The following is a 26,962-nucleotide window of genomic DNA, read 5'->3' as shown; positions in this document are numbered from 1 at the left end:
GAAAGCGCAGATCAAGCTAGTCTAAACTCTCATTGATCGCTTCGCCGAACCGCGCCCACGCCTCCTCGATCACCCGGCGCGTCTCGCTCCAGCCCACCCGCTCCAGGGCCTCCTCCAGCGGCACGAACGCCGCCGCCATGGCGTCGTCTCCGGCCACGGCCTCGCCGCCGGTCCAGCGCGCGGCGTAGTCGACCAGCACGCCGTGCCAGTCGGTCTCGAGATCGATGCTGTCGACCACGTCGATCAGACCCAGGATCTGGGCCCGCACCCCCGTCTCCTCGGCCAGCTCGCGCAAGGCGCCCTCCTGGGCCGTCTCGCCGAACTCCATGCGGCCGCCGGGAATGCTCCATTGGCCGAGCCTGGGCGCCTTGCCGCGCTGAATCAGCAGGACCTCAGGCCCGCGGAAGCACACCACCCCAACACAGGGGATCGGCCGGCGCGGCTCGCTCATGACGGCATCGGCATCAAGGCCGAGGTGGTGCGCACGCCCACATCGTCGAAATGGGCTTTCAACCAGGTCTCGCCGGCCTTGCGCCCCCGGCTCTTCAACTCCTGGAGGAAGCCCCATTCGGTGCTGAACTTGGAATCCTCGCGTAGGTCGTCCAGCCAGCCGTCGGCCTCGATGGCGTGCATCAGCATCTTGCGATAGCGGCCCTTGGCGCCCTCTTTCAGAAGGCCGTCCTCGATCAGCTTGCGCACGAAGCGAATGGCCCGAAGTTCCGCCACCAGCGAGCCGTTGAAGGTGATCTCGTTCAGCCGGTCGATGATCTCGCCCGGGGTGCGCGGGGTATCCTTGCGGGTCAGGGGGTTCAGGCTGACGATCAGGACGTCGTTGGGCGTCGGGTCGTAGAACAGCGGCCACAGGGCCGGGTTGGCGAGATAGCCGCCGTCCCAATAGGCCTCGCCGTCGATCTCAACCGCCTGGAACAGGTGCGGCAGGCAGGCCGAGGCCATGACGTGCTTGCAGGTCAATTCCTCGGTGCGGAACACCCGGCTCTCGCCCGAGCGCACCCCTGTCGCCGAGACGTAGAGCCTGACCGGCGAGCGTTCACGCAGGGCGGCGAAATCGACCGCGCCGACGATCACGTCGTGTAGCGGGTTCAGGTTGAACGGGTTGAACTGATAGGGCGAAAAATTGCCGGCGAAGGTCTGGACCAGTTGCCAGCCCGGGGTCTGCTTCAGCCAGTCCATGCCGATGCTGGAAGCCCAGCCGCCGAGGTCGCCAAAGGCGTTCTGGCCGCCGGCCCGGTTCACTTCGCGCCAAAACCGGTCCAGCCGCTCGCGGGCGCCTTCAGGTCCGCCATCCAGAAGGCCCGCGGCGATCACCACCGCGTTCATCGCCCCGGCCGAGGCGCCGGTAATGGCCTTGATCTCCAGCCGGCCATCCTCCAGCAGGCGGTCGACCACGCCCCAGGTGAAGGCCCCGTGCGAGCCGCCACCCTGCAGGGCGAGGCTGATGGGCTTGCGCCCGTTACTCCGCGGCTTCCTGGCGTTCACTCGCCTTGCATTCACTGGGCGGTCCAGCCGCCGTCGACCGAGAGCATGGCCCCGTTGACCGAAGCGCCGGCGTCGCTGGCCAGATAGAGCATCAGCCCGGCCAACTGGTCGAACTCGACGAACTTCTTGGTCGGCTGGGCGGCCAGGATCACGTCCTTCATCACCTGCTCAGGGGTCATGCCGCGGGCTGTGGCCTGGTCGGCGATCTGGCTCTCGACCAGGGGGGTCTTAACATAACCGGGGCAGATGGCGTTGCAGGTGATCCCCGCCTGGGCGACCTCCAGGGCCACGGTCTTGGTCAGGCCGGCGATGCCATGCTTGGCCGCCACATAGGCCGCCTTGAACGGCGAGGCCACCAGGGCGTGGGCCGAGGCGATGTTGATCAGTCGCCCCCGGCCCTGAGCCTTCATGATCGGCACCGCGGCGCGAACGCCGTGAAAGGCCGAGGTCAGGTTGATGGCGATGATCTGGTCCCATTTCTCGATCGGGAAGTCCTCGATCGGCGCTACGTGCTGCACGCCCGCGTTGTTGACCAGGATATCCAGGCGCCCGAGCTCTCGCTTGGCGAAGGCGACCATGTCGGCGATCTCGTCCGGCTTGGTCATGTCGGCGCCGTGATAGAGCACCCTGACGTCGGCTACTTCTTCCATGGCCGTGCGGTCACGCTCGATCGCGGTGTGGTCGCCAAACCCGTTCAGCACCACGTTCACGCCAGCCATGGCCAGGGCGCTGGCCAGGGCCTGGCCGATGCCGCTGGTGGATCCTGTGACGATGGCGACCTGGCCCTTCAGTCCGTAGTCCATGGCTTGCACTCCTGAAACCCTGGCCGCCGGGGCGCGGCCGACCTAGCTCAACGGATGTTTGCGACAGAATATCCAGTCGCTCTCGCTCGACTGGCCCGGCTGATACGCATAGCCGGCGACATCGAAACCCTTCAGCCCCTCGGCCCGGTCGATCCGGTGGTCGATCGCATAGCGGGCCATCATCCCGCGGGCCTTCTTGGCGTAGAAACTGATCACCTTGGGCGCCTCGCCGGGCTTCACCTCGTAGAAATGGCAGCTGACCACCGGCGCTGCGACCTGGGCCGCGTCCACCGCGCCGAAATATTCCTGGCTGGCCAGGTTGACCAGGGTTGGCGCGTGCAGTTCCGCCAGGGCCTGGTTCAGGGTCGGCGCCACCTGGCGCCGCCAGAAGTCGTAGAGGCTCTTGCCGCGCTTGGTCTTCAGCCGCACCCCCATCTCCAGCCGATAGGGCTGGATGGCGTCCAACGGGCGCAGCACGCCATAGAGGCCCGACAGAATGCGCACGCGGTCTTGCGCGAACGCCAGGCCGTGCTTGTCCAGGCTGCGCGCGTCCAGCCCGTCATAGACATCGCCATCGAAGGCGATCGCCGCCTGCACCCCGTCGTCGCAGGCCGGGTCGAAGGCCTGGAAGCGCTGGTAGTTGAGGTCGGCCAGGGTGTCCGAGATGTCCATCAGCCGCTTCAGGTCGCTGCGCTTCAGCTTGACCGTGACCTTGGCCAGTTCGGCGATGTCGTTCTTCAGCTGCGGCGTGGTCAGGGGAACGTCCGGTGCGGCCGGGGTGAAATCGAGCGACTTGGCGGGCGAAAGGACGATCAGCATGAGGCTGGAGATAGTCCGGGCCGAAGGTGCGCGCGAGTCAAAAGCTGCGCTTGTCCCCTGGCTCGCTAGAACAGCACACGCGGGTTCATGATCCGCCCCGGATCCAGCGCCGCGCGGATAGCCCTCAGCGCCTCGACCTCCGCCGCCGGCTTCAGCCGCAGGGCCTCATCGGCCTTCATGATCCCCAGGCCATGCTCGGCCGAGATCGAGCCGTCCAGCTCGGCCACGATGTCATAGACCCGCCGCGCCGCCTCGTCGCGCAGGGCCGCATGGGCCTCGGGCGCCAACCCCGGCGCGCCCAGCACGTCGTAGTGGACGTTGCCGTCACCCACATGGCCGAAGGCCGCGATGCGGACCCCCGGCTCGACCGCCTGCATGGCCGCCCCCGCCCGCTGCAGAAAGGCCGGAATGCGCGAGACCGGCACCGCGATGTCGTGCTTCCAGCACGGCCCTTCGGGCTTCTGCGCCGCCGACTGGTTCTCGCGCAGGGCCCAGAAGGCGTGCGCCTGGGCCTCGCTCTGGGCGACGGCCGCGTCCTGGATCAGGTCGTCCTCGAGCGCCTTGGCCAGGAGCCGCTCGACCGCCGCCTCGGCCGCCCCGGCCTCGCTGCTGGCGGTTTCCAGCAGCACCGCCCAGGCGTGCTCGCCGCCGATCGGCAGGCGCTGGTCCGGGATATTGCGGCAGACGAGCTCCAGGCCCAAGGCGCTGATCAGCTCGAACGCCTCCAGCCCGCCGCCCGTCTCGCCCTTGGCCCGCGCCAGAAGCTCGATGGCGGCCTGCGGCGTGCGCAGGCCGACGAACGCCACGGCCCGCGAGGCCATGATCGGATAGAGCTTCAGCGCCGCCGCGGTGATCACGCCCAAGGTGCCCTCGGCCGCGATCAAGAGCTGCTTGAGATCGTAGCCGGTGTTGTCCTTCCTGAGGCGTCGAAGCCCGTTCCACACCTCGCCATTGGGCAGCACCGCCTCCAGCCCCAGGACCTGGGCGCGCATGGTTCCATAGCGCAGCACCCCCACCCCGCCTGCGTTGGTCGAGATCAGCCCGCCGATGCTGGCCGTCCCCTCCGAGGCCAGGCTGACCGGAAAGAACCGGCCGGCGTCGTGCGCCGCCTGCTGCACGCTGGCCAGGGGCGCGCCGGCCTCGACCTCGATCACGTCGTCGAACACGTCCAGATCGCGGATCGCCCGCATCCGCTCCAGCGACAGCAGGATCTCGCCCTGCGGGATCTGCCCGCCGACGAGGCCGGTATTGCCCCCCTGCGGCGTGATCGCCACCCCCGCGGCCGCACAGATCCGCACCACCGCTGCCACCTGCTCGGTCGTCGTCGGCAGGGCCAGGAGCGGCGTCGTCCCCCGCCACCGATCCCGCCACTCCACCAGCTTGGGCGCCAGCCGGTCGGGATCGGCGCTCCACCCCCCGTCGCCGAGCGCCGCCTTCAGCTGGTCCAGCACCGAGTCGGGAACAGGCTTGATCATAGGCGCCAGGATAGGGCGCGCCGCAGGGCGTGGCCAGACTACCCCACGAACCCCGCCGCCCGGCGTAGGCGGTCGTTGATCGCCTCGCCCAGGCCCTCGGCGGGGATGGGCGCTATGGCTATGGCCTTGGGCGAGGAGCGGTCGGCCTTGCGCAGATAGGTGAACAGGTTGGCGGCGGCCTCGGCGAGGTCGCCCTTCGGGCTGAGGTTCAGGCCATCGTCCGGGCAGGACGGGCCGAAGCCCAGGAAAGCCTCGCCGGGCGCCGGGCCGGCCGCCTCCAGCCGCACCGGCGCGTCCGGGGCGTAGTGCAGGGTCAGGCGGCCGGGCGAGCGCTTGGCGTCGACCTCTGCCTCGGCCAGGGGGCCGACCACCGCATCGAGCTGGCTGCGCGTGACACCGCCCGGCCGCAGGAGGCGCACCGGCCCGTCCAGCACCGCGACCACCGTCGATTCCAGGCCCACGGCGCAGGGCCCGCCGTCCAGGGCCGCGCCGGCGGCAAAGCCGGTCTCGGCCACAGCGTCGGCATAGGTCGTGGGGCTGGGCCGGCCCGATCGGTTGGCCGACGGCGCCACCACCGGCCCGCCGAAGGCGCGCAGCACCGCTTGCGACAAGGGATGGGCCGGCGCGCGCACAGCCACGGTGTCGAGCCCCGCCCGCGCCAGGTCGCACACCGCCGCCGGATCAGCGATCGGGGCGACGATGGTCAGCGGCCCGGGCCAGAAGGCTTCGGCCAGGCGACGAGCGCGATCATCGAAACGGGCGAGGCGCTCCGCCGCCGCCAGGTCCGGCACATGGGCGATCAGGGGGTTGAAGCTCGGCCGGCCCTTGGCTTCATAGATGCGGGCCACCGCCTTCGGATCGGCCGCGTCCGCCGCCAGGCCATAGACCGTCTCCGTCGGCAGGATCACCAGGCCGCCGGCGCGCAGCGTTTTCGCCGCCCGTTGCGCCGATTGGTCCTGATCCTGATCCGTCGCCGTCATGCTGCGGCCCCTAGCACCCCCGGCGCCGCGGCGCAAAGCTCAGGCCGGCGCAGGCTCAGGGATGCGTGAACTCGGCCTCGATGATCAGGCGCACCTTGTCGCCCACCAGGCCCAGCCACGCCCTTGAACCGAAATCCGAACGCAGGATGTCGCCCGTGGCCGAAAAGCCCATCCGCTTGCCGAACAGGAGGCTCTGGTCGTAGCCGTTGAAGGTCACCGCCAGGGTGACAGGCCGCGTCACCCCGTGCAGGGTCAAATCGCCCGTGACCTCTCCGTGCGCGGGGTCCGTCCGCGTGATCCCGGTCGAGACGAAGGTGATCTCCGGATTTTCGTCCGCGCCGAGGAATTCACGGGCGAACTGCCGATCGAGCTTGTCCTCGCCAACGTCCAGGGAATTGGCGTCGATGGTCACGCTCAGCTTGGCCGCCTCGGGCTGGGCCGGATCGTAGTCGAAGCGGCCGTCCACCTTGCCGAAGCGCATGGTGTAGCCCGAGAGCCCCATGTGGCTGACCTTGGCCAGCACGCTGGCATGGCGCTTGTCCAGCACATAGGCGCCCGCCGGGGCTGCGGCGGGGTCCGGATTGGGCTGGGCGGCCCAGGCCGCGGGGGCGCCGCAGAGAACGACCAGAAGGGCGAGGCAGGCGGCGCGAACCATCGAGGCTCCGAAACTTCGGGAACTGAACCCTGGTGAATACCCCTGAGCCAGGCCTGCGGCGGAAAGACGGCGCATCACGAAGCCGTGATAATCTGCCGCGATCAGAGCGCATCGGGCGAAAATCTCCACCCTTGGCCGTTGCGCCCACACCCCCTAGAACGCAGCAAAACGCTGGAGCCGGCCATGTCCTTCCAAGCCCCTGTACGGGATCTGCTGTTCACCCTGAAGCACGTGGTCGAGATCGGCCGGCTGAGCCAGGGCGGCGCCTTCGCCGAGCTGGACGAGGACACCCTGGCCGCAGTGCTGGAGGCGGCCGGCCAGGTGACCACTGACATCCTGGCCCCCCTGAACCGCAAGGGCGACCAGGCCGGCGCCCTTTATCAGAACGGCAAAGTCACCGCCGCACCCGGCTTCGCCGACGCCTACAAGGCCTTCGCCGAGGGCGGCTGGACCAGCCTGTCGGCCGATCCCGAGTTCGGCGGCCAGGGCCTGCCCAAGGTGCTGGAGCTGGCGGTGCTCGAGATGGTCAACGCCGCCAACATGGCCTTCGCCCTCTGCCCGATTCTGACCCAGGGCGCGGTCGAGGCGATCCACGCCCACGGCTCCGACCGGCAGAAGGCGCTCTACCTCCCCAACATGATCTCGGGAACCTGGACCGGGGCCATGAACCTGACCGAGCCCCAGTCGGGCTCGGACCTCGGCACGCTCACCACCCGCGCCGAACCGGACGGCAACGGCGGCTGGTTGCTGCACGGCCAGAAAATCTTCATCACCTGGGGCGACCACGACGCGGCCGAGAACATCGTCCACCTGGTGCTGGCCCGCCTGCCCGGCGCGCCCGAGGGCAGCCGCGGCATCTCCCTGTTCATCGCCCCCAAGGTGCTGGTGAACGAGGACGGCTCGCTGGGCCAGCCCAACGCCCTGCGGGCCGGAAGCATCGAGCATAAGCTGGGCATCCACGCCTCGCCCACCTGCGTCATGCTGTTCGAAGGCGCCAAGGCCGAGCTGATCGGCCAGCCCAACAAGGGCCTGGCGCACATGTTCACCATGATGAACGCCGCCCGGCTGAACATCGGGGCCCAGGGCGTCGGCATCGCCGAGCGCGCCTACCAGCAGGCCCTGGCCTTCACCCAGGAGCGCCGCCAGGGCCGCTCGCCCTGGTCGCACGACGCCTCGGCGGCGATCTTCGACCATCCCGACGTGCGCCGCACCCTGATCGCCATGAAGGTGCGGGTCGAGGCGGCGCGGGCCATCTGCCTGCTCACCGCCTTGAACGCCGACCTCGCCGCCTCGGCCGCCGAACCGGAGATCCGCGCCGCCGCCAAGCTGCGCGAGGAGGTCTTGACCCCCATCGCCAAGGCCTGGTCCAGCGACATCGGCGTGGAGGTCGCCTCCATGGGCCTGCAACTGCATGGCGGCATGGGCTTCATCGAGGAGACCGGCGCGGCCCAGCACTATCGCGACGCCCGCATCGCCCCGATCTACGAGGGCACCAACGGCATCCAGGCCATCGACCTGGCCGGCCGCAAGCTGGGCCTGGAGGACGGAGCCGGAATCGCCGCCCTGATCCGCGACGTCGACGCCACGGTTGAGGCCCTGAACGAGTCGGGCGACATGGAGTTCGACGCCATCGGCCATCGCCTGGGCCACGCCAACAGGGCCTTCGAGGCGGCGACATCCTGGCTGGCCGAGCGCCGCGGCGGGCCCGACGCCCTGGCCGGCGCCACGCCCTATCTGAAACTGGTGGGGGACGTCCTGGGCGGCTGGCTGCTGGCCAAGGGCGCCCTCGCGGCGTCGAAGGACGCCGGAAGCGTAGAGGATAGGCGTCGCCGCCTGCTCGCCGGCCACTATGCCGAGACCCTGCTGGCCCAGGCCCCCGGCTATGTCGCCTCGGTCACCGCCGGCGCCGAGGCGCTGCACGCCCTGACGCCGGAGATGTTGGGCTAGGCTCTAGAGGTGTTCCAGCAGGTAGTCCGCCGACGAGACCTTGAATTCGCCGCCGGCCTCGACGTTCAGCTGTTCGACCACCCCGTCCTTGGCCACCAGGGAATAGCGCTGCGAGCGCGAGCCCATGCCGAACTTGGAGCCGTCCAGCTCCAGGCCGATGGCGCGGGTGAAGTCGCCGTTGCCGTCGGCCAGCATGACCACCTCGTCGGTGATGCCCTGGTCCTTGGCCCAGGCCTTCATCACGAACACGTCGTTGACCGACACGCAGGCGATGGTGTCGACGCCCTTGGCCTTCAGCTCCGCTGCATGCTGCTTGAAGCCGGGCAGGTGCTTGGCCGAGCAGGTGGGGGTGAAGGCGCCGGGCACAGCGAACAGGGCCACGGTCTTGCCGCCGAACAGGGCGTCGCTGGCCAGGGGCGCCGGACCGTCGGCGGTGAAGGTCATGAAATTGGCCGCGGGCAATTTATCGCCGACCTTGATCGTCATGGGGCGTCTCCTTGGATCATCTGAAGCGCCCGATCCGGGCGGCGGAACACTGATATGGGTCCTGGCGCCAGGCGCCAAGCCTTACAGACGCTTGAACCTGATCCAGGGACGGTTCAATCATAGATCCATGACGCCCAGCGATCCCTCCCCGCCTGTGCGCGACCCTGAGTTCCTGACCGGCCAGGCCCTGATCGCCATGCCGGGCATCGGCGACCCTCGTTTCGAGCGGGCGGTGATCCTGATCTGCGCCCACGACAGCGGCCACGCCATGGGGCTGGTGGTCAACCGCCCGATCGATGGCCTGACCTCGCCGGACCTTCTGGAGCGCCTGGGCGTCACGGGCTCGGCCGAGGCGCCGGATGAGCCGGTTCTGATCGGCGGGCCGGTGGAGCGCGAGCGCGGCTTCGTCCTGCACACCGACGACTATCTGAACCAGGACACCAGCGCCCGGGTCGGCGAGGGTATCGCCCTGACCGCCACCCGCGACGTGCTCGAGGCCATGGCCGACCCCGCCCGCCGGCCGCGCAAGGCGGTGCTGGCGCTCGGCTATTCCGGCTGGGGCGCCGGCCAGCTGGAGCAGGAGATCCGCGACAATGTCTGGCTGACCTGCGAGCCGGACGAGGCCCTGGTGTTCAGCCACGACCACGACCACAAATGGTCCCAGGCCCTGGCGCGGCTGGGGATCAGCGCTGAGCAGCTGTCCGGGCAGGCCGGGCGGGCCTAACCCGCAGACCCCCGCAGCCGCACGGGCGCGGCGCCGTCGGCGTAGCTTTCGTTGAGATAGACCTCGGCCTCCTGGGCCGACAGGGCCGGGGCGTAGCCGAAGCCCTGGCCATAGTCGCAGCCGAGATCCAAGAGGCAGCGGGCCATGACCGCGTTCTCAACCCCCTCGGCCACCACCTCAAGCGCAAGGTCGCGGCCCAGATTGACCACCGAGCGCACGATCTTGGCCGAGCCCTCGTTGGAGCCCATGGTCCGCACGAAGTAGCGGTCGATCTTCAGCGTGTCGAACGGCAGGCGGGTCAGGTATGACAGCGAGGAGAAGCCGGTGCCGAAGTCGTCCAGGGCGATGCCGGCGCCCGCGTCGCGCAGCTGGCGCAGGATGATCGCGGCCCCGTCGGGATCGCGCATGATATCGCTTTCGGTCACTTCCAGCTTCAGCGCCTTGGGCGGCAGGCCGGTCTCGGCCAGAAGCTCGCTGACGTCGCGCACAAGGTTCGGGCGATTGATCTCGCCGACCGAGAGGTTGACGCTGACGGTGATCTCGCCGGCGGCCTGGTGACAGCGCCGCCATTCGGCCAGCTGCAGGGCCGAGGCCCGCATCATGTGGGCGCCCAGCTCGACCAGGAGGCCCATCTCGTCGCACAGGGGCAGGAACTGGTCCGGCGGGATCAGGCCGCGGCGCGGATGGCGCCAGCGGGCCAGGGCCTCGAAGCCGGAGATGGCGCCGGTGGACAGGCGCACAACCGGCTGGAAATAGGGCACGATCTCGCCGCGGCCGATGGCGCCGCGCAGGTCGGATTCCATGGCCAGGCGCGAAAGGCTGTCGCTCTCCAGCGAGCGGCCGTAAGCCGCAGCGCCGCCGCGGCCCGCGTTTTTCGCGCTCTCCACGGCCAGTTCGGCCCGGCGCAAAAGCTCGGCGGCTTCGGGCGCGTCGGCCCCGCCCTCGGCGGCGACGGCGCCGATCGACAGTGTCGGCACGATATCGAAGCCGGCGATGCGCAAGGGTTGCTCCAGCGAGCGCCGCATGGCGTCGGCGGGATCGCGAACCCCGGCGGGCACCAGGGCGGCGAACTCGTCCTCACCCACCCGGGCCATGATCGCGCCCGGCGGGAAGGTCGCGGCCAGGCGCGAGCCCAGGGCCGCCAGCACTAGGTCGGCCCGCTCGTGGCCCAGGGCCTCGTTCAGCCGGCGCAGGCGATCGAGGTCGGCCACCACCAGGGTGTAGGTCTCTGGCTGGCGCAGCAGGGCCCTGGCCTGGGCGATGAAGCTGCGGCGGTCGAGAAGACCGGTCAGTACGTCCTTTTCGCTGGCGGCGAACTTGGCCTCCGGCACGATCACGCCCGAGGCGCGTGCGCCGCCCTCTTCCAGCCACTCACCGCGCCAGATGCAGGTCTCGCCGCCGCGCATGCGGATGCGCGCGCTGATCTCGCTGCCGGGCGGGCGTACGGTCAGCACCCGCTCCATCAGATTGCGATCCTGGGGAAGGCAGAGCGCGAAGGCCGCCGCGCCGGCGCACTCGGGCGCCAAGGGGGACAGGCCCAGGGCGCGCGCCGCGCCCGTAAACCGGAGCTTGTCGGCCTCCGGGTCCCAGGCCCACAGCACCACCTGGGCGGCGCCCAGCGCCTCCAGGGTCACCGTGGTGTCCCAGACAAATCGGTCTTTCGACCCTAATGCCATTTCCGCCTGCGTCGCGTTTTGCTGACTAGCAAGGCCGTTCAGCCCCGCGCCAGCCTGTCTACCGGGTAAACCTTAAGGTTTGCCTCCAAGGACGCGATCATGCGCCCGAATCAACAGATTCAACCATGAGAGGCGCCGCCCGGCTAGGCGCGGATTGTCTCGACGTCCCGCGCGCTTGGAACCACCAGGCCGAACAGCAGGTGGTCGCGCCAGGTCCCGTTGATCTTGAGATAGGCGCTGGCCCGGCCCTCCAGCTCGAATCCGGCCCGCAGCAACAGGCGGCGCGACGGGTCGTTCTCCGGCACGCAGGCGGCTTCCAGGCGATGCAGGCCCAGGCGGCCGAAGGAAAAGGCGGTCACCGCCCGGACTGCGCCCAAAGTGAAACCCTTGCGGGCAAACGGCTCGCCGATCCAGTAACCGACGGTGCCCATCTGGGCCACGCCACGGCGGATATTGGACAGGGTGATGCCCCCGACCAGGGTCTCGTCCTCGGCGCGGAACACCAGGAAGGAATAGCCCTGGCCCAGGTCCATGTCCCGCTGGTAGGCCAGCAGCCGCCGGCGATAGGCGCCCCGCGACAGATCGTCCGCCGGCCAGGTCGGCTCCCAGGGCTGCAGGAAGTTGCGCGAGCGGCGGCGCAGGTCCGACCAGGCGGCGAAGTCGCTGGACCGCGGCGGCCGCAACATCACCCCCTCCGCCTCAAGGCGAAGGCCAGCCTCAGGAGCCATCCAGTCCAAGAGCGCCATGGGCGTGTCTCTCCCGGCCGGCAAATTAGGCGGAATTCCTAAGGTTGCAAGGTGGGTTAGGCGAACCTAGCCGAACAGTTCCACCTCGAAAGCGCGTGCGGCCTTCATCGCTGGCCGGGGTCCCAGGACCGCGCCGGCGCAGGCCCTCGGCCCCAGGAGCCGCTCTCCAAGCCGTGCAAGGTCGGCGGCCTCGACCGCGTCGATCGCCTGGGCGGTCTCCTCCACGCTGAACAGGCGGCCGAAGGTCAGGACCTGGCCGGCGGCCTGCTCGGCGCGAGCCAGCGCGGATTCGCGGGCCATGAAGGTTGCGGCCTTCAGCTGCGCCTTGGCCCTGGCCAGCTCGGCCGGCTCCACGCGACCGATCAGGCCGCCGATCTCGGCGGCGCAGATCTTGGCCGCCTCGGCCGCATCCTTGGCCGCCGCCCCGACATAGATGCCGAGGACCCCGGTGTCGGAATGGGTGTCGGCATAGGCGTCGATGGCGTAGGCCAGCCCCCGCTCTTCGCGCACCGCCTGGAACAGGCGTGAGGACATGCCACCGCCCAGGATCTCGGCGAACAGGCGCAGGGCGAAATAGTCGGGATCGGTCAGGCCGGGCGCCGGCAAGAGCAGCACCAGGTGCGACTGCTCCAGCGCCCGGGTCACCGGCGCGGCGCCGCCGACGAAGCGCGCCGGGCCGCTGGCCGCCGGCGGTTCGGCCCGGGCGTCCGCGGCGAAGTGGCGGTCGACCAGGTCCAGCAGCTCCGCCTCCTCGACCGCGCCGGCGGCGCTGACCACGATGGCGTCTGGGCCGTAGAGGCCGGCGTGGAAGGCGGCCAGGGCGTCCCGGCTCGCCGCGCCCACCGTGGCGTCCAGCCCCAGGATTGGCCGCCCCAGGGCGTGGCCGGAGAAAGCCTGGGCCTGAGCCAGTTCGAACACATGATCATCGGGGGTGTCGGCGGCCTCGGCGATCTCCTGCGAGACCACCTGCTTCTCGCGCTCCAGGTCGCCGGCGTCGATCACCGGCCGATGCACCAGGTCCGAGATCACATCCATGGCCAGGGGCAGGCCGCCCTTCAACGCCCTCACCTGAAAGCTGGTGCGCTCATGGCCGGTGGCGGCGTTGATCTGGCCGCCCTCGGCCTCGATCTCCTCGACGATGCTGCGGGCCGAGCGCTGGCCCGCGCCCTTGAACACCATGTGCTCCAGAAGGTGAGCCCAGCCGTTCTGCGCCTCGGTCTCAGAACGCGCGCCGCGGCCGACCACCACCGACAGGGCCAGGGTCTGCAGCCCCGGCATGGGATCGCACACCACCCGGACCCCATTGGCCAGGCGATGGATGCGAGGCAGGCCCTCAGACTCCGGCGAAGCTGCGGACATAGGCCTTCACCGCCTCCACATCGGCGGCGATCTTGTCGAGGCGTTCGGGCTTGCCGGCCAGGGCGCGGGCGGCGCCCGGCATGGCCGGGCCGCGGCCGCAGGCGGCCTCGACGGCGTCTGGGAACTTGGCAGGATGGGCGGTCGACAGCACCACCAGCGGCGTCGCCGGCGACTTGGCCCCGATCCGTTTGGCCGCGGCCACGCCGACGGCGGTGTGCGGGTCGATCATCTCGCCGGTCTCGTTGAGGGTCGAGAGAATGGTGCGGCTGGTCTCCGCCTCGCCGATCCCGACGCCCGCGAACAGGTCGCGGATGACGCCGAGCGCCTTAGGCGGGATGTCGATAGCCCCGGCCTCGGCGAAGGCGCGCATGGCCCGGGCGGTCTCCAGCCCCTGGCGGTCGACGGCCTCGAAATAGAGCCGCTCGAAGTTCGAGGCGATCTGGATGTCCATGGCCGGGCTCTGGGTCGCCAGCACCGCGCCCTTGGCGTAGCGGCCGTCGTTGACCGCGCGGGCCAGGATGTCGTTGCCGTTGGTGGCCAGGATGATGCGCTCGATCGGCAGGCCCATGCGGCTGGCGACATAGCCGGCGAAGGCGTCGCCGAAATTGCCCGTGGGCACCGCGAAGCTGATCGACCGCTCAGGCGCCCCCAGAGCGACGGCGGCGGTGAAGTAGTAGACCACCTGGGCCGCGATCCGCGCCCAGTTGATCGAATTGACCCCCGACAGGTCCACCGCCTCGCGGAAGCCCTGGGCCTGGAACAGGCTTTTGACGATCGACTGGCAGTCGTCGAAGGTCCCGTCGACCGCCAGGCACCGGACGTTGTCGTCCGGGGCGCAGGTCATGAAGCGGCGCTGCACCTCGCTGATGCGGCCGTCGGGGAACAGCACCACCACCCGCAAATTGCCGCGCCCACGCAGGGCCTCGACGGCCGCGCCGCCGGTGTCGCCCGAGGTGGCGCAGACGATGGTCAGGGTCCGCCCCTTGGCCGCCAGGGCGTGCTCGTAGAGGCGCGCCAGCAGCTGCATGGCCACGTCCTTGAACGCCAGCGTCGGCCCATGGAACAGCTCGAGCAGCCACAGATTGCTATCCAGCTGCTTCAGCGGCGTCACCGCGGCGTGGTCGAAGCCGGCATAGGCGTCGGCGGTCATGCGCCGGATCTCGTCGGCGGGGATAGCCTCGCCCGCGAACTTGGCCAGCACCGCGGCCGCGACCTCGGCATAGGGTTTGCCGGCGAAGGCGGCGATCTCGTCCTTGCTGAACTCGGGCCAGGCGGCGGGGGAATAGAGGCCGCCATCGGGCGCGAGGCCGGCCAGGACCGCATCCAGGAAGCCGATCGGGGGGCTTTCGCCGCGGGTCGAGACGTATTGCATGCTACTTCGCCAATCGTCGCCAGAGGCTGGCGAGGTAAACGCCGAGCAGCGCCGCCGCAAGCCCGAACCAGGTGATGGCGTATTCCAAATGTCGATTGGGAATGTCGGGCGGGATCGGCGCCGGCAGCGGCAGGCCCGCCTTGGGCGCCGGCTTTTCCAGCATCAGGAAGATCGGCGCCGGCCGGGGCGCACCAAGGACCGCGGCCATGGCGGCCACGTCGCGATAGTAGAACTGGCGCTGGGCCGGCTGGTTGTCCGGGGTGACGAAGGTCTTCTTGTCGCCGTGGCGCAGCACGCCCGTTACGGGCTCCGACAGCGGCGCGGCCGACGGCGCCAGCGCCGGTGCGGTCTGGGGGAGAAAGCCGCGGTCGACCAGCAGGCTGCCATAGGGGCCGCTCTTCAGCGGGCAGGCGGCGATGATGCGCGAACCGGCCTGGCCGTCCCAGACCGCATAGAGCTTCAGATAAGGACGCTGCTCCAGGTCCGGGCAGTCGGCGCTGACCCGGGTGAAGTCGGCGTCGCCCCCGCTCGCCAGCGCAGCCAACGGGCCATCCAGCGGCCGGGCCGGCGCGGTGCGCAGGGCCGCAATATGGGCCAGGAGCGCCTCCTTCCAGTGCAGCCGCTGCACCTGCCAGGTCCCCAGGCCGCAGAGCACGGCCAGGGCGATCACGGTGAAGACGGTCAGGCCGATGGGAAAGCGGCGGTGCGGCGCGGCGGTCATAGGAGGCCCTCGGCCATCAGGCCTGGTCGTTCCACGCCTGCGATGCCTTGTTGTGAAACTGCAGGGCGATCATCACGCCCTTGAACGGGCGCAGCAGGAAAAGGGTCAGCAGCGCCGACAGCGGCAGCCACAGGACGAGGTGCACCCACACCGGCGGATGGACGGTGAACTCGGTGACCAGGGCGGCGAAACAGGCCAACATGCCCACGATCAGGATGATGAAGACCGCCGGGCCATCCCCGGAATCGGCGGCGCGCAGGTCCAGCCCACAGGCCTCGCACCGCGCGCCGACTTTCAGATAGCCTTCGAACAGGTCGCCCTCGCCACAGGCTGGGCAGCGGCAGGCGAGACCCGCGAGGATCGGGTTCACGCCCGCCATGATCGCCTATTTCAGGCCCGGCAGGATGACGTAGACGAAGGAGAACAGGAACAGCCAGACCACGTCGACGAAGTGCCAATACCAGGCCGCCGCCTCGAAGCCGAAATGCTTCTGCGGGGTGAAGCCGCCGCCAATCAGCCGGAACAGGCACACGGTCAGGAAGATGGTGCCGATCAGCACGTGGAAGCCGTGGAAGCCGGTAGCCATGAAGAAGGCGTTGCCGAACAGGCCCGAGTTGGAAGCTTCTTCCGAGAAGAACAGGTGGTCGGCCAGGATGTGGTGATACTCGAACGCCTGGATCGAGGTGAACAGCACGCCCAGGCAGATGGTCAGGAACAGGCCGAGCGTGGCGCTCTTGCGATCGCCGACCTGCAGCGCGTGGTGCGCCCAGGTGACGGTGGTGCCGGAGAGCAACAGGGTCAGGGTGTTGACCAGCGGCAGTTCGAAGGCCGGGACCAGCTCGACGCCCTTGGGCGGCCAGGTCGCCCAGGCCTGGGCCACGCCGACCGTCGCGTTGGCGTCCGGGGTCAGCACCCGGTGGCCGTGGAACAGCGACATCTCGAAGAAGATCCAGAACCAGGCGACGAAGAACATGACTTCCGACGCGATGAACATCACCATGCCGTAGCGCAGGCCGATGCCGACCACCGGCGTATGGTCGCCGCTGTTGGCCTCGATGGTCACGTCGCGCCACCAGCCGCCCATGGTGAACAGTACGCCCGCCAGGCCCGCCAGGAACACCACCAGGGTGTGCTTCTCGAAGCCCAGGATGCCCTTCATCCAGATCACGCCGCCGACGGCCATGACGAAGGCGGCGATCGAGCCGATCAGCGGCCAGGGGCTGGGGTTGACCAGGTGGTAGTCGTGCTTGACGGCGCCGGATGCCATGTCGCTGTTGAACCTCGAAGTATGAGGCCGCCGCCCGGTCCCCCGAACGTCGGCGGTTTAGAATCTAGGCTATAGCCCTGCTCCGGCCGGTCCGCCAAGGCCCTGCTGGGGCTTTGGGGCGGATGCGGCGGTCTTGGGCGTGGCGGGATAGAAGGTGTAGGACAGGGTGACGTCGGTGAAGGCCTTGGTGTCCCCGTCCCTGGCGAAGCCGGGATCGACGAAATAGACCACCGGGAAGCGGATGGTCTGGTGCGCCTGGATGGTCTGGTCGGTGAAGCAGAAGCACTGCAGTTTGCGGAAATAGGTCCCGGCCTGCAGCGGGGTGACATTGTAGACCGCGTGGCCGGTGAGCGGCTGTTCGGACGTGTTGGTCACGGTGAAGAAGGCCAGGCCCGTCTCGCCGATCTTGATCGTCTGGTGCAACTGCTCGGGCGCGAAATTCCAGGGCAGGCCGCGGACATTGGTGTCGAAGCTGACCGTCAGCTTCTGGTCCAGCACCTGGCCGGCGGCCTTGCTGGCCTTGGGCACGTTCCCGGAAAAGCCGGTGGCCTGGCAGAAGGCGCGATAGAGCGGCACCGAGGCGAAGGCCGCGCCGGTCATGGCGGCGAACACGCCGACGCAGATCAGCGCCACCCGGCCGTTGGCCAAACGGGCGCGATCAGGCGTCTTTGTCTCAGGAGGGCGCGCCGACAAAGACGTTCCCCTTCATTTTGGTGATGGTGATCACAAACACCAGGATCACGAACACGCCCAGCGCCAGCGCGATGGCGATGCTACGCCGGCGGCGCGCCTTGGCCGCCTCTTCGCTTTCGGGCGGGTTGAAGCTCATAGCTTCAGGGCCTCCAGCCCCATCAGCCGCTCGGCCAGGAGCCCGGCGAACAGCAGAAACAGATAGGCGATGGAGAAGGCGAACAGGTTGCGCGCCGCGGTGGCCCCGGCCTTGACGTCATAGAGCCGCCCTTCCCGCTCGCCGGCCTTGTCGCCCGCATGGCTCATCGCCAGGCGCACGGCCAGGACCAGGAACAACAGCCCGCCCAGGCCTGAAATGGCCAGGTAGAGCGGACCGGCCAGGCCAGTGAAGCTGGGGGCGATGGCCACCGGAACGAAGATGAAGCTGTAGAGCAGGATCTGGCGGCGGGTGGAGGCCGCGCCCTTGACCACCGGCATCATCGGCACGCCGACCGCGGCATAGTCCTCGGCGGTGTAGAGCGACAGGGCCCAGAAATGCGGGGGGGTCCACAGGAAGATGATGGCGCAGAGCAGCCAGGCGTTCAGCGGTGCGGTCCCGGTGGCCGCGGCCCAGCCGATCACCGGGGGCAGGGCTCCGGCGAGGCCGCCGATGACGATGTTCTGCGGCGTCCAGCGCTTCAGCCACATGGTGTAGACCACGGCGTAGAAGACGATGGTGAAGGCCAGGAGCGCGGCGGCCAGGAGGTTCACCGCCAGGTACATCATGCCGACCGACAGCAGCGACAGGGTCATGCCCAGCGCCAGGGCGTCGGCGCCCTGGACCCGGCCCATGGGCACCGGCCGGCCGCGAGTGCGCTTCATGCGCGCGTCGATGTCGGCGTCGTACCACATGTTCAGGGCGCCCGAGGCGCCGGCGCCGATGGCGATGCAGAGGATGGCGACGCCCGCCAGGATCGGGCTCATCGGCGTCCGGGCGCAGATCAGGCCGGTCAGGCCGGTGAACACCACCAGCGACATCACCCGCGGCTTCAGCAGCGCGACATAGTCCTGCCAGCGGGCGGGCGTCGAGCGGCTGGGGGCTAGGGCGGCGTCGGTCATGGTACGCGATAGGCTTTCAAAATACCCAGGGGCGAGGCCTGTTCAGCCCCGCCCCCAAGGCGGACATCAGTCCCGTTTCCTCAGTGCGACGAGTCGGCCGAGATGTGCGGCAGCTCGTTGAACTGGTGGAACGGCGGGGGCGAGGACAGGGTCCACTCGAGCGTGGTGGCGCCTTCGCCCCAGGGGTTGGCCTCGGCCTTGCGGCGGCGGACGGCGGCTTCCAGCAGGAGCAGGAAGAAGAAGCCCATACCCACGACGGTGATCATGTAGCCGTAGGTCGAGATGGTGTTCCACTTCTCGAACGCCGCCGGGTAGTCGATGTAGCGGCGCGGCATGCCCTGCAGGCCCAGGAAGTGCTGCGGGAAGAAGATCACGTTCACGCCGACGAACATGAACCAGAAATGGATGTTACCCAGCACCTCGTTGTACTTCACGCCCCACATCTTCTCGAACCAGTAGTAGAAGCCGGCGAAGATGGCGAACACGGCGCCCAGGCTGAGCACGTAGTGGAAGTGGGCGATCACGTAGTAGGTGTCGTGCAGCGAGTAGTCGATGCCGGCGTTGGCCAGCACCACCCCGGTCACGCCGCCGATGGTGAACAGGAAGATGAAGCCGACGGCGAACAGCATCGGCGTCTTGAAGTCGATCGACCCGCCCCACATGGTCGCGATCCACGAGAAGATCTTGATGCCGGTGGGCACGGCGATGACCATGGTCGCGGCCACGAAATAGGCCTGCAGGTCGAGCGGGATGCCGGTCTCGTACATGTGGTGGGCCCACACGATGAAGCCGAGGAAGCCGATCGCCACCATGGCGTAGGCCATGGCCAGGTAGCCGAACACCGGCTTCTTGGAGAAGGTCGAGACAACGTGGCTGATGATGCCGAAGCCGGGCAGGATCAGGATGTACACTTCCGGGTGGCCGAAGAACCAGAACAGGTGCTGGAACATCAGCGGGTCGCCGCCGCCGGCCGGGTCGAAGAAGTGGGTGTGGAAGTTGCGGTCGGTCAGCAGCATGGTGATCGCGCCGGCCAGCACGGGCAGCGAGAGCAGCAGCAGGAACACGGTCACCAGGATCGACCACACGAACAGCGGCATGCGGTGGATGGTCATCCCCGGGGCGCGCATGTTGAAGATGGTGGTGATGAAGTTGATCGCCCCCAGGATCGAGCTGGCGCCGGCCAGGTGGATCGACAGGATGGCGAGATCGAAGGCCGGGCCCGGATGGCCGACGGTCGACAGCGGCGGATACATGGTCCAGCCGCCGGCGAAGCCGGGGCCTTGGCCGCCTTCGGTGAACAGCGACATCACCAGGAGCGCGAAGGACGAGACCAGCAGCCAGAACGAGATGTTGTTCATCCGCGGGAAGGCCATGTCCGGCGCGCCGATCATGATCGGCACGAACCAGTTGCCGAAGCCGCCGATCATGGCCGGCATGACCATGAAGAAGATCATGATCAGGCCGTGGGCCGTGGTCATGGCGTTATAGCCGTTGTGCCCCTTGAAGAAGCCCGAGCCCAGGATCCCGTTGTCGGTGAACACCTGGATGCCCGGGTGCATCAGCTCCCAGCGCATGAAGCCCGAGAAGGCCCCGCCGACGATCCCGGCCATGATGGCGAACAGGATGTAGAGGGTGCCGATGTCCTTGTGGTTGGTCGAGAACAGCCAACGCACCAGGAAGGGCGGGGTGTGGGCGTGGTCGTCGTGCCCGTGAGCGTGGTCTGAAGCGGCGGTCGCCATGGTCTAACTCTCTCGAACGGGGATCAGCGCGCTGCGACGCTAGCTTGAGTGTTGAGCGCCAGGTGCTGCGGCGCGGCGGCGGACGCGGACTTGCCGGCGGCGGGCTTGGCGGCCGGCGCCGGGGCGGCGGCCGGGGTCGCGGCGGGCGCCGGCGCGTGCTGCTGGGCCACCCAGGCGTCGAAGTCGGCCTGGCTCACCACCTTGATCTCGATCGGCATGAAGGCGTGGTTGACGCCGCAGAGCTGGTCGCACTGGCCGTAATAGATGCCGGTCTTGTCCGCGTTGAACCAGGCGTCGTTCATCCGCCCAGGCACGGCGTCGATCTTGATGCCGAAGGCCGGCAGGCCGAAGTCGTGGATCACGTCGGCGCCGGTGACCAGCACATGCACGGTCTTGTGCACCGGCACCACCATCGCCTTGTCGGCGGCCAGCAGGTACGGCTCGTTGCGCGCCGCCGCATCCTCCTTGGTCAGGACGTTGGAGGTGAACTCGGGGATCTTTTGCTCGGGATATTCATAGCCCCAGTACCACTGGTAGCCGGTCGCCTTCACCGTCAGGTCGGGCTTGGGCATGGCGTGGTAGGCGAACAGCAGCTTGAACGAGAACACCGCGATCACCATCAGGATCAGCACCGGAACGGTGGTCCAGAGGATCTCGATCGGGGTGTTGTGGCTCCACTTGGCCGGAACCGGATTGGCGCGCTTATTGAAGCGCACGACGCAGATCATCAGCAGCGCCAGCACGAACAGGCTGATGACGGTGATGATCGGCAGCAGCAGATGGTCGTGGAAAGCGATCGCCTGGAATTTCAGCGGCGAGTGCGCCGGCTGGAGACCCATGGCGCCATCGACCGGCTGGCCGACGATGTCGGGGTTGTTGACCGCATCCGCGGCCCAGGCCGAAACGCTGGTTCCCGCCGCCAGGGCGGCTGTTCCGAGCGCCACCGCGGCGCCTCGCAGCCTTCGCATCAACAAAGCTTCAGCCCTCATGTCCTCACGATCCGCTTCGCCGACGTCCCAGGACTGGCCCTGCTTGAGCCTTGCCCCCTCCACCGGCAGACATAAATCCCAGGAAGCCGGACCTGTCGACCCCGCGCTTCGCTCAGGATCCAGGCATTCCAGCCCCCATGCCTTCGCGGCGTGCATACGCGCTCTGTCCAGGCTTGCCAAGAGATTGGAGCGCCCTTCGGGGAACTGGGGGCCACGAAGGTTTCGCAAGCTGCGGCTCGGGCCTATGTTGAAGGCCTTGAGCCTTGATTTTGCGAGCCGCGCATGACCGCCCACACTTCCGCTCCGTCAATCCTGGACGCCGCCGGCGTCGATGCGAATCGCGCGCGCTCTATCCTGGGCGAGGCCCTGGCCGGGGCCGACGACGGCGAGCTGTTCGTCGAGCGCTCCGAGAGCGAGGCCTTCGTGTTCGACGACGGCCGGCTGAAGTCGGCCAATTATGACGTCAATGAGGGGTTCGGCCTGCGCGTGGTGGCGGACGAGACCGCCGGCTACGCCCACGCCTCGGAGATTTCCGAGGCCGCGATCCGCAGAGCCGCCGATTCGGCCGCCCTGGCCAAGCGCGGCTACAGCGGCGTCTCCGCCGAGGGCCCTCGCGCCACCAACACCCGCCTCTATGGCGACGACGACCCGCTGGCCTCGCCGGCCTTCTCCGACAAGATCGCCCTCTTGCAGGAGATCGACGCCTACGCCCGGGCCAAGGACCCGCGGGTGGTCCAGGTCACCGCCTCCCTGGCCGGCGAGCGGCGGGTGGTCGAGATCCTGCGCGCCGACGGCGGCCTGCTGCGCGACGTGCGGCCCCTGGTGCGACTGAATGTCTCGGTGATCGTCGAGCGTGACGGCCGGCGCGAGAGCGGCTCGTCCGGCGCCGGCGGCCGCGCCGGCTTCGAGGCCTGGATCACCCCCGACAAGTGGCAGGACCAGGTGGAGGAAGCCCTGCGCCAGGCCATGGTCAACCTGGACTCCGTCGCCTGCCCGGCCGGCGAGATGGACGTAGTGCTGGGCCCGGGCTGGAACGGGGTCTTGCTGCATGAGGCGGTCGGCCACGGCCTGGAGGGCGACTTCAATCGCAAGGGCACCAGCGCCTTTTCCGGGCGCATCGGCGAGCGGGTGGCCGCTCCGGGCGTGACCGTATTTGACGACGGCTCGATTCCCGGCCGCCGCGGCTCGCTGACCATCGACGACGAAGGCACGCCCACCGAGCGCACTATCCTGATCGAGGACGGCATCCTGGTCGGCTACATGCACGACCGCATGAGCGCGCGGCTGATGGGGCTGAAGGCCACCGGCAATGGCCGGCGACAGTCCTACGCCCACATGCCCATGCCGCGCATGACCAATACCGGCATGCTGCAGGGGACCACCCCGCGCGAGGAGATGATCGCCTCGATGAAGCGCGGCCTCTACTGCGCCAATTTCGGCGGCGGCCAGGTGGATATCACCAACGGCAAGTTCGTCTTCCAGTGCACCGAGGCCTATCTGGTCGAGGACGGCAAGGTCACCAGCCCGGTCAAGGGGGCCACCCTGATCGGCGACGGCCCCAGCGCCCTGACCCGCGTGGCCATGATCGGCGACGACTTCGACTTCGATCCGGGCATCGGCGTCTGCGGCAAGGCGGGCCAGGGGGTTCCGGTGGGCGTCGGCCAGCCCAGCCTGAAGATCACGGGGCTGACGGTCGGCGGGACGAGCGTCTGACCTGGGTTTTGCCTGGTGCGGACTGTGTTCGCCGCGCCTCAGTCAGTATCCATTCCGTGTGGCCAAGCTTGTTGATAGAGCCGGACGGGCGCAGATTCGCTTCCTAGGAGCAATGGGGAAGTTGCTATGCGTCTCACCATGCACAAACTGCCTAAGTTCACCAAATTCGAAAACGCCGAGCAAATGATGGACATGGCCGTCATGGTCATCATGATCGGTCTCGGCGCCGTGATGATGATCGGGCTTCTGACCGCAACCGGCCACGTCACCTGGTGATCTGACAAAACCCTGTGTGAGGCAGGGCGCGAAAACTGGTATGCGACTTGTCCCGCAGTCTTCGCGGATCGCGGCTATAAGCAGTTTGTGCGTTGGTCCGCGGTGACTACGCTTCAGCGCTTCCGGGTTTTGTTTTTTGGGCGCTGGCGAACGTCTCCGGCGCCAAGCTCAGCGATCCAACATAGGTCCTCATCCTGAGGCGCCCGCGCAGCGGGCCTCGAAGGACGCATTGACGGCTCCGTGATTGCGTCCTTTGAGGCTCGACGCTGCGCGCCGAGCACCTCAGGAAGAGGAATTTGGAAACGGCGGCCCGCCGAAACCCCTCACCCCTTCTCCGCCTGGATCAGGTTGTCGTCGGAATTGCGGTCGATCCACTTGTTGTAGGGATCCACCCCCGCCCAGGCCGGCCGCTTGTCGACCACGAAGTCGAAATTCTGCACGCCAGTGTGCAACACCCGCCGGTCGAACAGCACCACGTTCTCGTGGCCGAACTTGCCGTCGCCCGGCTTGGCGGTGAACAGGCCGACATCGAAGCTTTCGCCGTTCAGCGGAACCTCGGTCTCCTTGCCCTTGCCGTCGGCATAGGCCTTCTTGGCGCTGACCGTCAGGCGCACGTCGTAGCGGCCGTCGGGGCGCTTCTTCACCTGCACCGCCGTCGCCTTGACGTCGTAGATCGTGATCTTCTCGAACAGGTCGGTGATCAGGGCCTGCTTGCCCGCCGGCGCCTGGGCCCGGAAGGCTGCCACCAGATCGGTCGAGCGCGGATAGGGCGCGTGCTGGAAGGCGTACTGTTTGAGCATCGACCTGAGGGCCCGGTTGACCGCGTCCTCGCCGATCTGGTCCTTCAACAGGTACATGGCCAGCGAGCCCTTGCGGTAGTGGATGTAGGGCTGGTTCTCGACGCGATTCAGCGGCAGCTCCTCGATGATCTCGCCGCCGCGGTTCCTCAGGTAGTTGTCCAGCTCGTACTTCAGGAACCGGCGGATCTTGTCTGGCCCGTACAGCTTCTCCATCACCATCAGGGCCGAATACTGGGCCAGGGTCTCGTCCAGCATCGTCACCCCCTGCTGATAGGAGCCGATCAGCTGGTGCGCCCACCACTGGTGGCCGATCTCGTGCGCCCCGACATAGGTGACGTAGTCGATATGGTCCGGGTCGCGCAGGTCGGTGATGAAGCCCAGGCTCTCGGACCACGGCACCGTATTGGCGAAGGACTGGGCGAAGCGCGCATAGTCGGGGAACTCGATGAAGCGCAGCTGGTGGAACTGATAGGGGCTGAAATTGGCCTGGTAGTAGTCGAAGCTGGCCTTGGCCGCCGCGATCATCCGGTCGACATTGTAGGGGTGCTGCGGGTCGTAATAGACCCCGATGTCGATGCCCTTGTAGGGCTCATGCTTTTCGACGTAGCGCGCCGACTGGATCGAGAAAAAGGCCAGGAGCGGGGCGGCGCTCTTGAACTCGGCCGTGCGCCGGCCGCCTGCCGTCGCATCGCTGATCTTGTCGCCCGGCGCGATCGGGGTCTGGTCGGCGTCGGTGGTCAGGGTGATGTCGGAATTGACCCAGTCCGTCGGGCTGGCCGTCAGGTTGAAGCGACGGGCCGACAGGTCCTCCAGCTTGGCCATCCGCACTTCTGGCGTCAGGCCGTATTTGCGCCGCTTGCCGCGGTCCTGCAGGAAGGTCGAGGGATCCACGCCGAGCTGCGGCGCAAAGCCCTGGCTGGTGATGAAGGTCCCGTTGTCCACCACCTGGCCCGCCCCGGGCCCGTTGGAGGGAACGTCGTTGTTGCGGAATCCCCGGTGGCCCACATGGGTGGTGAAGTTCAGCACCGCCGTCTGGCCCGGCTGCAGCGGCCGGTCGAAGCGCCAGTCGGCGTCGTGGAAGCGCGGATAGTCCTTGGCCAGGTGCGCGCCGGGCATGTCGATCGTCGTGTCGGCGTCGATGTCGTTGTAGATGTGCACCAGCGAGATCGGCTGGCCGCTGCGGTTGACCAGCCGGTAGGTTCCGGCAGCCGTCAGCCGGTGTTCGTGCGGATAGACCTGCACCGCCATCTTGATGTCGGTCACGGCCGGGACTGGCAGGGGCTCCAGGCCCTTGACCGCCTTTTCGTGGTCGGCGGTCCGCCGCTCGATGTCGATCTTGGTCTCGAAGGCGTTCCAGACGTGGGTGTTCAAGAAGATGAACACGCCGGTCCCGACGAATACCGCCGCGCCCAAGCCCGCGATGATCCCGGCCGGTCCCAGCAACCGTCCGGGTAGACGCCTCAGACGCGGCCCGAGCCGGGTCTCGGTCCCCCGCCGCCACAGGGCGTGCGAAAGCACCAGCAGCATCAGGGCGAACCCGGACCAGTAGGCGCGGAACCAGGTCGCCGCGATCCAGTAGTGGCCCTGGCCGTTCATGTCCGACAGGGGCACGATCGGCCCCTGGCCGTACTGGTAGAGCTTGTCCTCAAAGCCCATGGCGTCGACGGAGATGAGCGCGATCATGTAGATCAGCATCACTCCCCAGCCCCAGAACTTGTGCGGGACGATCGCCTGGACGAACACCGCCAACGACGCGATCAGGATCGCATCCGCCGCGTTGGGCAGCACGTACCAGACCAGGTATTCGCCGAGGTGGAAGTCATGAACGCCGGTCAGGACCTGGATCGAAAGGGCGAGCGCGACGCTGACCAGGTATGTCGAGATCAGCACCAGGCTGATCGCGATCACCTTGGGCGCGACAAAGGCCCAGTCCGGCAGGGCCGAGGCGTCGATGATTTCCTGAGTCTTGCGGTCGCGCTCCCGCCAGACCAGCTCGCCGGCATAGAAAATCGCGATCAGGATCGGGAACAGGTTGAACGCGCCCAGCGTAGCGTTGATGGCCAGCCGCGTCAGCAGATAGGGCGGCGCGCCATAGGCGGTTTCGGTGTTCAGCATGTTGCCGGCCGAGAACGCCAGGCCCAGCGCCATCAGCGCAAGGAAGACCACGCTCTTGAACACCTGGCCCATCTCCAGCCGAGTGCGGACGACGAACTGCGCCCAGGCGGCGCGCCCATCGAACACCGGCTTGGGCAATGTAGCCGCCGTGCCCGCCGGCGCTGATGAGGGGCCGTCCGGCGCGGTGACCTGCGCCTTGGCGGCCTTGCTTCCCCGCGGCGTGGTCTGGAACAGCGGGTAGGTCGCGGCCAGGGCCGCAAGTCCGAGGGCGCCCCACAGCACCCGGTTCATCAGCAGCACGCCCACGACCGGCGGCTGCCCCGCGTTGCGTTCGGCCGCCGTCCAGTAGCGGATCGCATCGCCATAGGCGCGCAGTCCCGTGGGCTCCCAGATCACCACCACGTGGCGCAGCTCAGGCTTGGCGGCGATGACCGCGTTGCTGACGGTGAAAGCGACGAAGACCGCGATCACCACCAGGAAAGTCCCCGCCATCGAGCGGGCGGCGCTGGTCGCAGCGAAGCATATGGCGGAGGTGGCGAACACTGTCGGCACGCCGAGCACGCCATAGAGATAGGCGTAGTCGGACAGTCGGTTCGGACCCAGCTTTTCGGAGTCCACCCAGGGCGCCAGCGAGCCGACGAAGATCGCCAGGGGAACGACCAAAAAGCCCAGCGCCGCCGCCAGGAACGCGCCGGTGAAGCGGCCATAGAGGTAATCGAACTTGCCCATCGGCGTGGCGCGCACGATGGCGCCGAAGCCGGTCTCGTCGTCGCGCAGCAGCACATTGGCCACAAAGGCGGCGCAGACGAACAAGTAAACCAACGCCATGAACAGGCCGAGTTGGGCGATGTTGGCCGGCGAGTTCACATGGATGTTCGCGGTGTTGCCGATCTGGATCACATCGGAGGTCACCGCGCCGAAGGTCAGGAGGAAGAACAGCACCCCGGCCACCCAGAACAAGGGCTGGCGCACCTGGTAGCGGAATTCGAAGGCCGCGATCTTGCCGAACATGAGT

General features: G+C 68.2%; 25 protein-coding genes. 4 read left to right on the top strand and 21 right to left on the bottom strand.

Annotated features, from left to right (window positions below; translation table 11 throughout):
- Window positions 1-16 precede the first annotated feature (16 nt).
- The 7 genes from KCG34_RS20010 to KCG34_RS19980 all read right to left on the bottom strand — a co-directional run bounded on the left by KCG34_RS20010 (window position 17) and on the right by KCG34_RS19980 (window position 6,229).
- Window positions 17-451, bottom strand: coding sequence for an NUDIX hydrolase (locus tag KCG34_RS20010; RefSeq protein WP_211937364.1), 435 nt, complete (start codon window positions 449-451; stop codon window positions 17-19).
- Window positions 448-1,497, bottom strand: a complete 1,050-nt coding sequence (locus KCG34_RS20005) for a patatin-like phospholipase family protein (protein WP_211937363.1) — start codon at window positions 1,495-1,497, stop codon at window positions 448-450. Before KCG34_RS20005 ends, KCG34_RS20010 begins: the two co-directional genes overlap by 4 nt.
- Before the next feature lie 11 nt (window positions 1,498-1,508).
- Entirely contained in the window at window positions 1,509-2,300 is a 792-nt protein-coding gene (locus KCG34_RS20000; protein ID WP_211937362.1) for a 3-hydroxybutyrate dehydrogenase, read from the bottom strand.
- A 42-nt stretch (window positions 2,301-2,342) separates the two neighbouring features.
- Window positions 2,343-3,119 carry a peroxide stress protein YaaA gene (yaaA, locus tag KCG34_RS19995; protein WP_211937361.1) on the bottom strand — a complete coding sequence of 259 codons (777 nt, stop codon included), beginning with the start codon at window positions 3,117-3,119 and terminating at the stop codon, window positions 2,343-2,345.
- A gap of 65 nt (window positions 3,120-3,184) precedes the next feature.
- A complete protein-coding gene (locus tag KCG34_RS19990; RefSeq protein WP_211937360.1) occupies window positions 3,185-4,594 on the bottom strand; it encodes an FAD-binding oxidoreductase in 1,410 nt (469 codons plus the stop codon).
- 38 nt (window positions 4,595-4,632) lie between these two features.
- Window positions 4,633-5,574, bottom strand: a complete 942-nt coding sequence (locus tag KCG34_RS19985) for an L-threonylcarbamoyladenylate synthase (protein ID WP_211937359.1) — start codon at window positions 5,572-5,574, stop codon at window positions 4,633-4,635.
- A gap of 55 nt (window positions 5,575-5,629) precedes the next feature.
- Entirely contained in the window at window positions 5,630-6,229 is a 600-nt protein-coding gene (locus tag KCG34_RS19980) for a YceI family protein (protein ID WP_211937358.1), read from the bottom strand.
- A gap of 183 nt (window positions 6,230-6,412) precedes the next feature.
- Here KCG34_RS19980 and KCG34_RS19975 point away from each other — a divergent pair, with 183 nt between their 5' ends.
- Window positions 6,413-8,176, top strand: coding sequence for an acyl-CoA dehydrogenase (locus KCG34_RS19975; RefSeq protein WP_211937357.1), 1,764 nt, complete (start codon window positions 6,413-6,415; stop codon window positions 8,174-8,176).
- A gap of 3 nt (window positions 8,177-8,179) precedes the next feature.
- Here KCG34_RS19975 and KCG34_RS19970 read toward each other — a convergent pair whose 3' ends face one another.
- The gene (locus tag KCG34_RS19970) at window positions 8,180-8,662 is read right to left on the bottom strand and encodes a peroxiredoxin (protein WP_211937356.1); all 483 of its coding nucleotides are present in this window, start codon (window positions 8,660-8,662) and stop codon (window positions 8,180-8,182) included.
- 127 nt (window positions 8,663-8,789) lie between these two features.
- Here KCG34_RS19970 and KCG34_RS19965 point away from each other — a divergent pair, with 127 nt between their 5' ends.
- Window positions 8,790-9,386, top strand: coding sequence for a YqgE/AlgH family protein (locus tag KCG34_RS19965; RefSeq protein ID WP_211937355.1), 597 nt, complete (start codon window positions 8,790-8,792; stop codon window positions 9,384-9,386).
- Here KCG34_RS19965 and KCG34_RS19960 read toward each other — a convergent pair.
- The 12 genes from KCG34_RS19960 to coxB all read right to left on the bottom strand — a co-directional run bounded on the left by KCG34_RS19960 (window position 9,383) and on the right by coxB (window position 21,022).
- On the bottom strand, window positions 9,383-11,062 hold the full coding sequence (locus KCG34_RS19960; protein ID WP_211937354.1) for a putative bifunctional diguanylate cyclase/phosphodiesterase: 1,680 nt from the start codon (window positions 11,060-11,062) through the stop codon (window positions 9,383-9,385). The two genes, KCG34_RS19965 and KCG34_RS19960, sit on opposite strands and share 4 nt — an antisense overlap.
- A gap of 143 nt (window positions 11,063-11,205) precedes the next feature.
- Window positions 11,206-11,808 carry a GNAT family N-acetyltransferase gene (locus KCG34_RS19955; protein ID WP_211937353.1) on the bottom strand — a complete coding sequence of 201 codons (603 nt, stop codon included), beginning with the start codon at window positions 11,806-11,808 and terminating at the stop codon, window positions 11,206-11,208.
- Between the two features lie 66 nt (window positions 11,809-11,874).
- A complete protein-coding gene (locus KCG34_RS19950) occupies window positions 11,875-13,167 on the bottom strand; it encodes a M16 family metallopeptidase (protein ID WP_211937352.1) in 1,293 nt (430 codons plus the stop codon).
- Window positions 13,142-14,539: a threonine synthase gene (gene thrC, locus KCG34_RS19945; RefSeq protein WP_211937351.1), complete on the bottom strand. Its 1,398-nt coding sequence runs from the start codon at window positions 14,537-14,539 to the stop codon at window positions 13,142-13,144. The genes KCG34_RS19950 and thrC overlap by 26 nt, the downstream gene beginning before the upstream one ends.
- 1 nt (window position 14,540) lies before the next feature.
- Window positions 14,541-15,260: an SURF1 family protein gene (locus tag KCG34_RS19940; RefSeq protein WP_211937350.1), complete on the bottom strand. Its 720-nt coding sequence runs from the start codon at window positions 15,258-15,260 to the stop codon at window positions 14,541-14,543.
- A gap of 16 nt (window positions 15,261-15,276) precedes the next feature.
- Entirely contained in the window at window positions 15,277-15,639 is a 363-nt protein-coding gene (locus KCG34_RS19935; protein WP_211937349.1) for a DUF983 domain-containing protein, read from the bottom strand.
- Window positions 15,640-15,645: 6 nt separating this feature from the next.
- Entirely contained in the window at window positions 15,646-16,527 is an 882-nt protein-coding gene (locus KCG34_RS19930) for a cytochrome c oxidase subunit 3 (protein WP_211937348.1), read from the bottom strand.
- A gap of 69 nt (window positions 16,528-16,596) precedes the next feature.
- Window positions 16,597-17,175, bottom strand: coding sequence for a cytochrome c oxidase assembly protein (locus tag KCG34_RS19925; RefSeq protein ID WP_249138094.1), 579 nt, complete (start codon window positions 17,173-17,175; stop codon window positions 16,597-16,599).
- Between the two features lie 25 nt (window positions 17,176-17,200).
- Complete coding sequence (locus tag KCG34_RS19920; protein ID WP_211937346.1) at window positions 17,201-17,356, bottom strand: cytochrome c oxidase system small membrane protein; 156 nt, start codon at window positions 17,354-17,356, stop codon at window positions 17,201-17,203.
- Window positions 17,353-18,315: a heme o synthase gene (locus tag KCG34_RS19915; protein WP_211937345.1), complete on the bottom strand. Its 963-nt coding sequence runs from the start codon at window positions 18,313-18,315 to the stop codon at window positions 17,353-17,355. Before KCG34_RS19915 ends, KCG34_RS19920 begins: the two co-directional genes overlap by 4 nt.
- Window positions 18,316-18,395: 80 nt before the next feature.
- Window positions 18,396-20,054, bottom strand: coding sequence for a cytochrome c oxidase subunit I (gene ctaD, locus KCG34_RS19910; protein ID WP_211937344.1), 1,659 nt, complete (start codon window positions 20,052-20,054; stop codon window positions 18,396-18,398).
- Window positions 20,055-20,077: 23 nt separating this feature from the next.
- Window positions 20,078-21,022: a cytochrome c oxidase subunit II gene (gene coxB / locus KCG34_RS19905; protein WP_376788204.1), complete on the bottom strand. Its 945-nt coding sequence runs from the start codon at window positions 21,020-21,022 to the stop codon at window positions 20,078-20,080.
- A gap of 303 nt (window positions 21,023-21,325) precedes the next feature.
- Here coxB and tldD point away from each other — a divergent pair, with 303 nt between their 5' ends.
- Window positions 21,326-22,756, top strand: a complete 1,431-nt coding sequence (gene tldD / locus KCG34_RS19900; protein WP_211937342.1) for a metalloprotease TldD — start codon at window positions 21,326-21,328, stop codon at window positions 22,754-22,756.
- Between the two features lie 138 nt (window positions 22,757-22,894).
- Window positions 22,895-23,032: a hypothetical protein gene (locus tag KCG34_RS19895; RefSeq protein WP_211937341.1), complete on the top strand. Its 138-nt coding sequence runs from the start codon at window positions 22,895-22,897 to the stop codon at window positions 23,030-23,032.
- A 323-nt stretch (window positions 23,033-23,355) separates the two neighbouring features.
- Here KCG34_RS19895 and KCG34_RS19890 read toward each other — a convergent pair whose 3' ends face one another.
- Complete coding sequence (locus tag KCG34_RS19890) at window positions 23,356-26,958, bottom strand: ABC transporter permease/M1 family aminopeptidase (RefSeq protein WP_211937340.1); 3,603 nt, start codon at window positions 26,956-26,958, stop codon at window positions 23,356-23,358.
- Between the last annotated feature and the right edge of the window lie 4 nt (window positions 26,959-26,962).

The sequence above is a fragment of the Phenylobacterium montanum genome (assembly GCF_018135625.1).
GTDB lineage: Bacteria > Pseudomonadota > Alphaproteobacteria > Caulobacterales > Caulobacteraceae > Poindextera > Poindextera montana.
Note: the sequence above shows the minus strand (reverse complement) of the source record. Positions and strands in the feature narration are given on the sequence as shown.

Bases quoted from the DNA above. Each gene is read 5' to 3' on its own strand.
- thrC (WP_211937351.1), bottom strand. From the start codon at position 14,539: ATGCAATACGTCTCGACCCGCGGCGAAAGCCCCCCGATCGGCTTCCTG.
- coxB (WP_376788204.1), bottom strand. From the start codon at position 21,022: ATGCGAAGGCTGCGAGGCGCCGCGGTGGCGCTCGGAACAGCCGCCCTG.
- KCG34_RS20000 (WP_211937362.1), bottom strand. From the start codon at position 2,300: ATGGACTACGGACTGAAGGGCCAGGTCGCCATCGTCACAGGATCCACC.
- KCG34_RS19935 (WP_211937349.1), bottom strand. From the start codon at position 15,639: ATGGCGGGCGTGAACCCGATCCTCGCGGGTCTCGCCTGCCGCTGCCCA.
- KCG34_RS19890 (WP_211937340.1), bottom strand. From the start codon at position 26,958: ATGTTCGGCAAGATCGCGGCCTTCGAATTCCGCTACCAGGTGCGCCAG.
- KCG34_RS19965 (WP_211937355.1), top strand. From the start codon at position 8,790: ATGACGCCCAGCGATCCCTCCCCGCCTGTGCGCGACCCTGAGTTCCTG.
- KCG34_RS20010 (WP_211937364.1), bottom strand. From the start codon at position 451: ATGAGCGAGCCGCGCCGGCCGATCCCCTGTGTTGGGGTGGTGTGCTTC.
- ctaD (WP_211937344.1), bottom strand. From the start codon at position 20,054: ATGGCGACCGCCGCTTCAGACCACGCTCACGGGCACGACGACCACGCC.
- yaaA (WP_211937361.1), bottom strand. From the start codon at position 3,119: ATGCTGATCGTCCTTTCGCCCGCCAAGTCGCTCGATTTCACCCCGGCC.
- KCG34_RS19975 (WP_211937357.1), top strand. From the start codon at position 6,413: ATGTCCTTCCAAGCCCCTGTACGGGATCTGCTGTTCACCCTGAAGCAC.
- KCG34_RS19990 (WP_211937360.1), bottom strand. From the start codon at position 4,594: ATGATCAAGCCTGTTCCCGACTCGGTGCTGGACCAGCTGAAGGCGGCG.
- KCG34_RS19915 (WP_211937345.1), bottom strand. From the start codon at position 18,315: ATGACCGACGCCGCCCTAGCCCCCAGCCGCTCGACGCCCGCCCGCTGG.
- KCG34_RS19940 (WP_211937350.1), bottom strand. From the start codon at position 15,260: ATGACCGCCGCGCCGCACCGCCGCTTTCCCATCGGCCTGACCGTCTTC.
- tldD (WP_211937342.1), top strand. From the start codon at position 21,326: ATGACCGCCCACACTTCCGCTCCGTCAATCCTGGACGCCGCCGGCGTC.
- KCG34_RS19985 (WP_211937359.1), bottom strand. From the start codon at position 5,574: ATGACGGCGACGGATCAGGATCAGGACCAATCGGCGCAACGGGCGGCG.
- KCG34_RS19895 (WP_211937341.1), top strand. From the start codon at position 22,895: ATGCACAAACTGCCTAAGTTCACCAAATTCGAAAACGCCGAGCAAATG.
- KCG34_RS19970 (WP_211937356.1), bottom strand. From the start codon at position 8,662: ATGACGATCAAGGTCGGCGATAAATTGCCCGCGGCCAATTTCATGACC.
- KCG34_RS19960 (WP_211937354.1), bottom strand. From the start codon at position 11,062: ATGGCATTAGGGTCGAAAGACCGATTTGTCTGGGACACCACGGTGACC.
- KCG34_RS19930 (WP_211937348.1), bottom strand. From the start codon at position 16,527: ATGGCATCCGGCGCCGTCAAGCACGACTACCACCTGGTCAACCCCAGC.
- KCG34_RS19920 (WP_211937346.1), bottom strand. From the start codon at position 17,356: ATGAGCTTCAACCCGCCCGAAAGCGAAGAGGCGGCCAAGGCGCGCCGC.
- KCG34_RS19955 (WP_211937353.1), bottom strand. From the start codon at position 11,808: ATGGCGCTCTTGGACTGGATGGCTCCTGAGGCTGGCCTTCGCCTTGAG.
- KCG34_RS19980 (WP_211937358.1), bottom strand. From the start codon at position 6,229: ATGGTTCGCGCCGCCTGCCTCGCCCTTCTGGTCGTTCTCTGCGGCGCC.
- KCG34_RS19950 (WP_211937352.1), bottom strand. From the start codon at position 13,167: ATGTCCGCAGCTTCGCCGGAGTCTGAGGGCCTGCCTCGCATCCATCGC.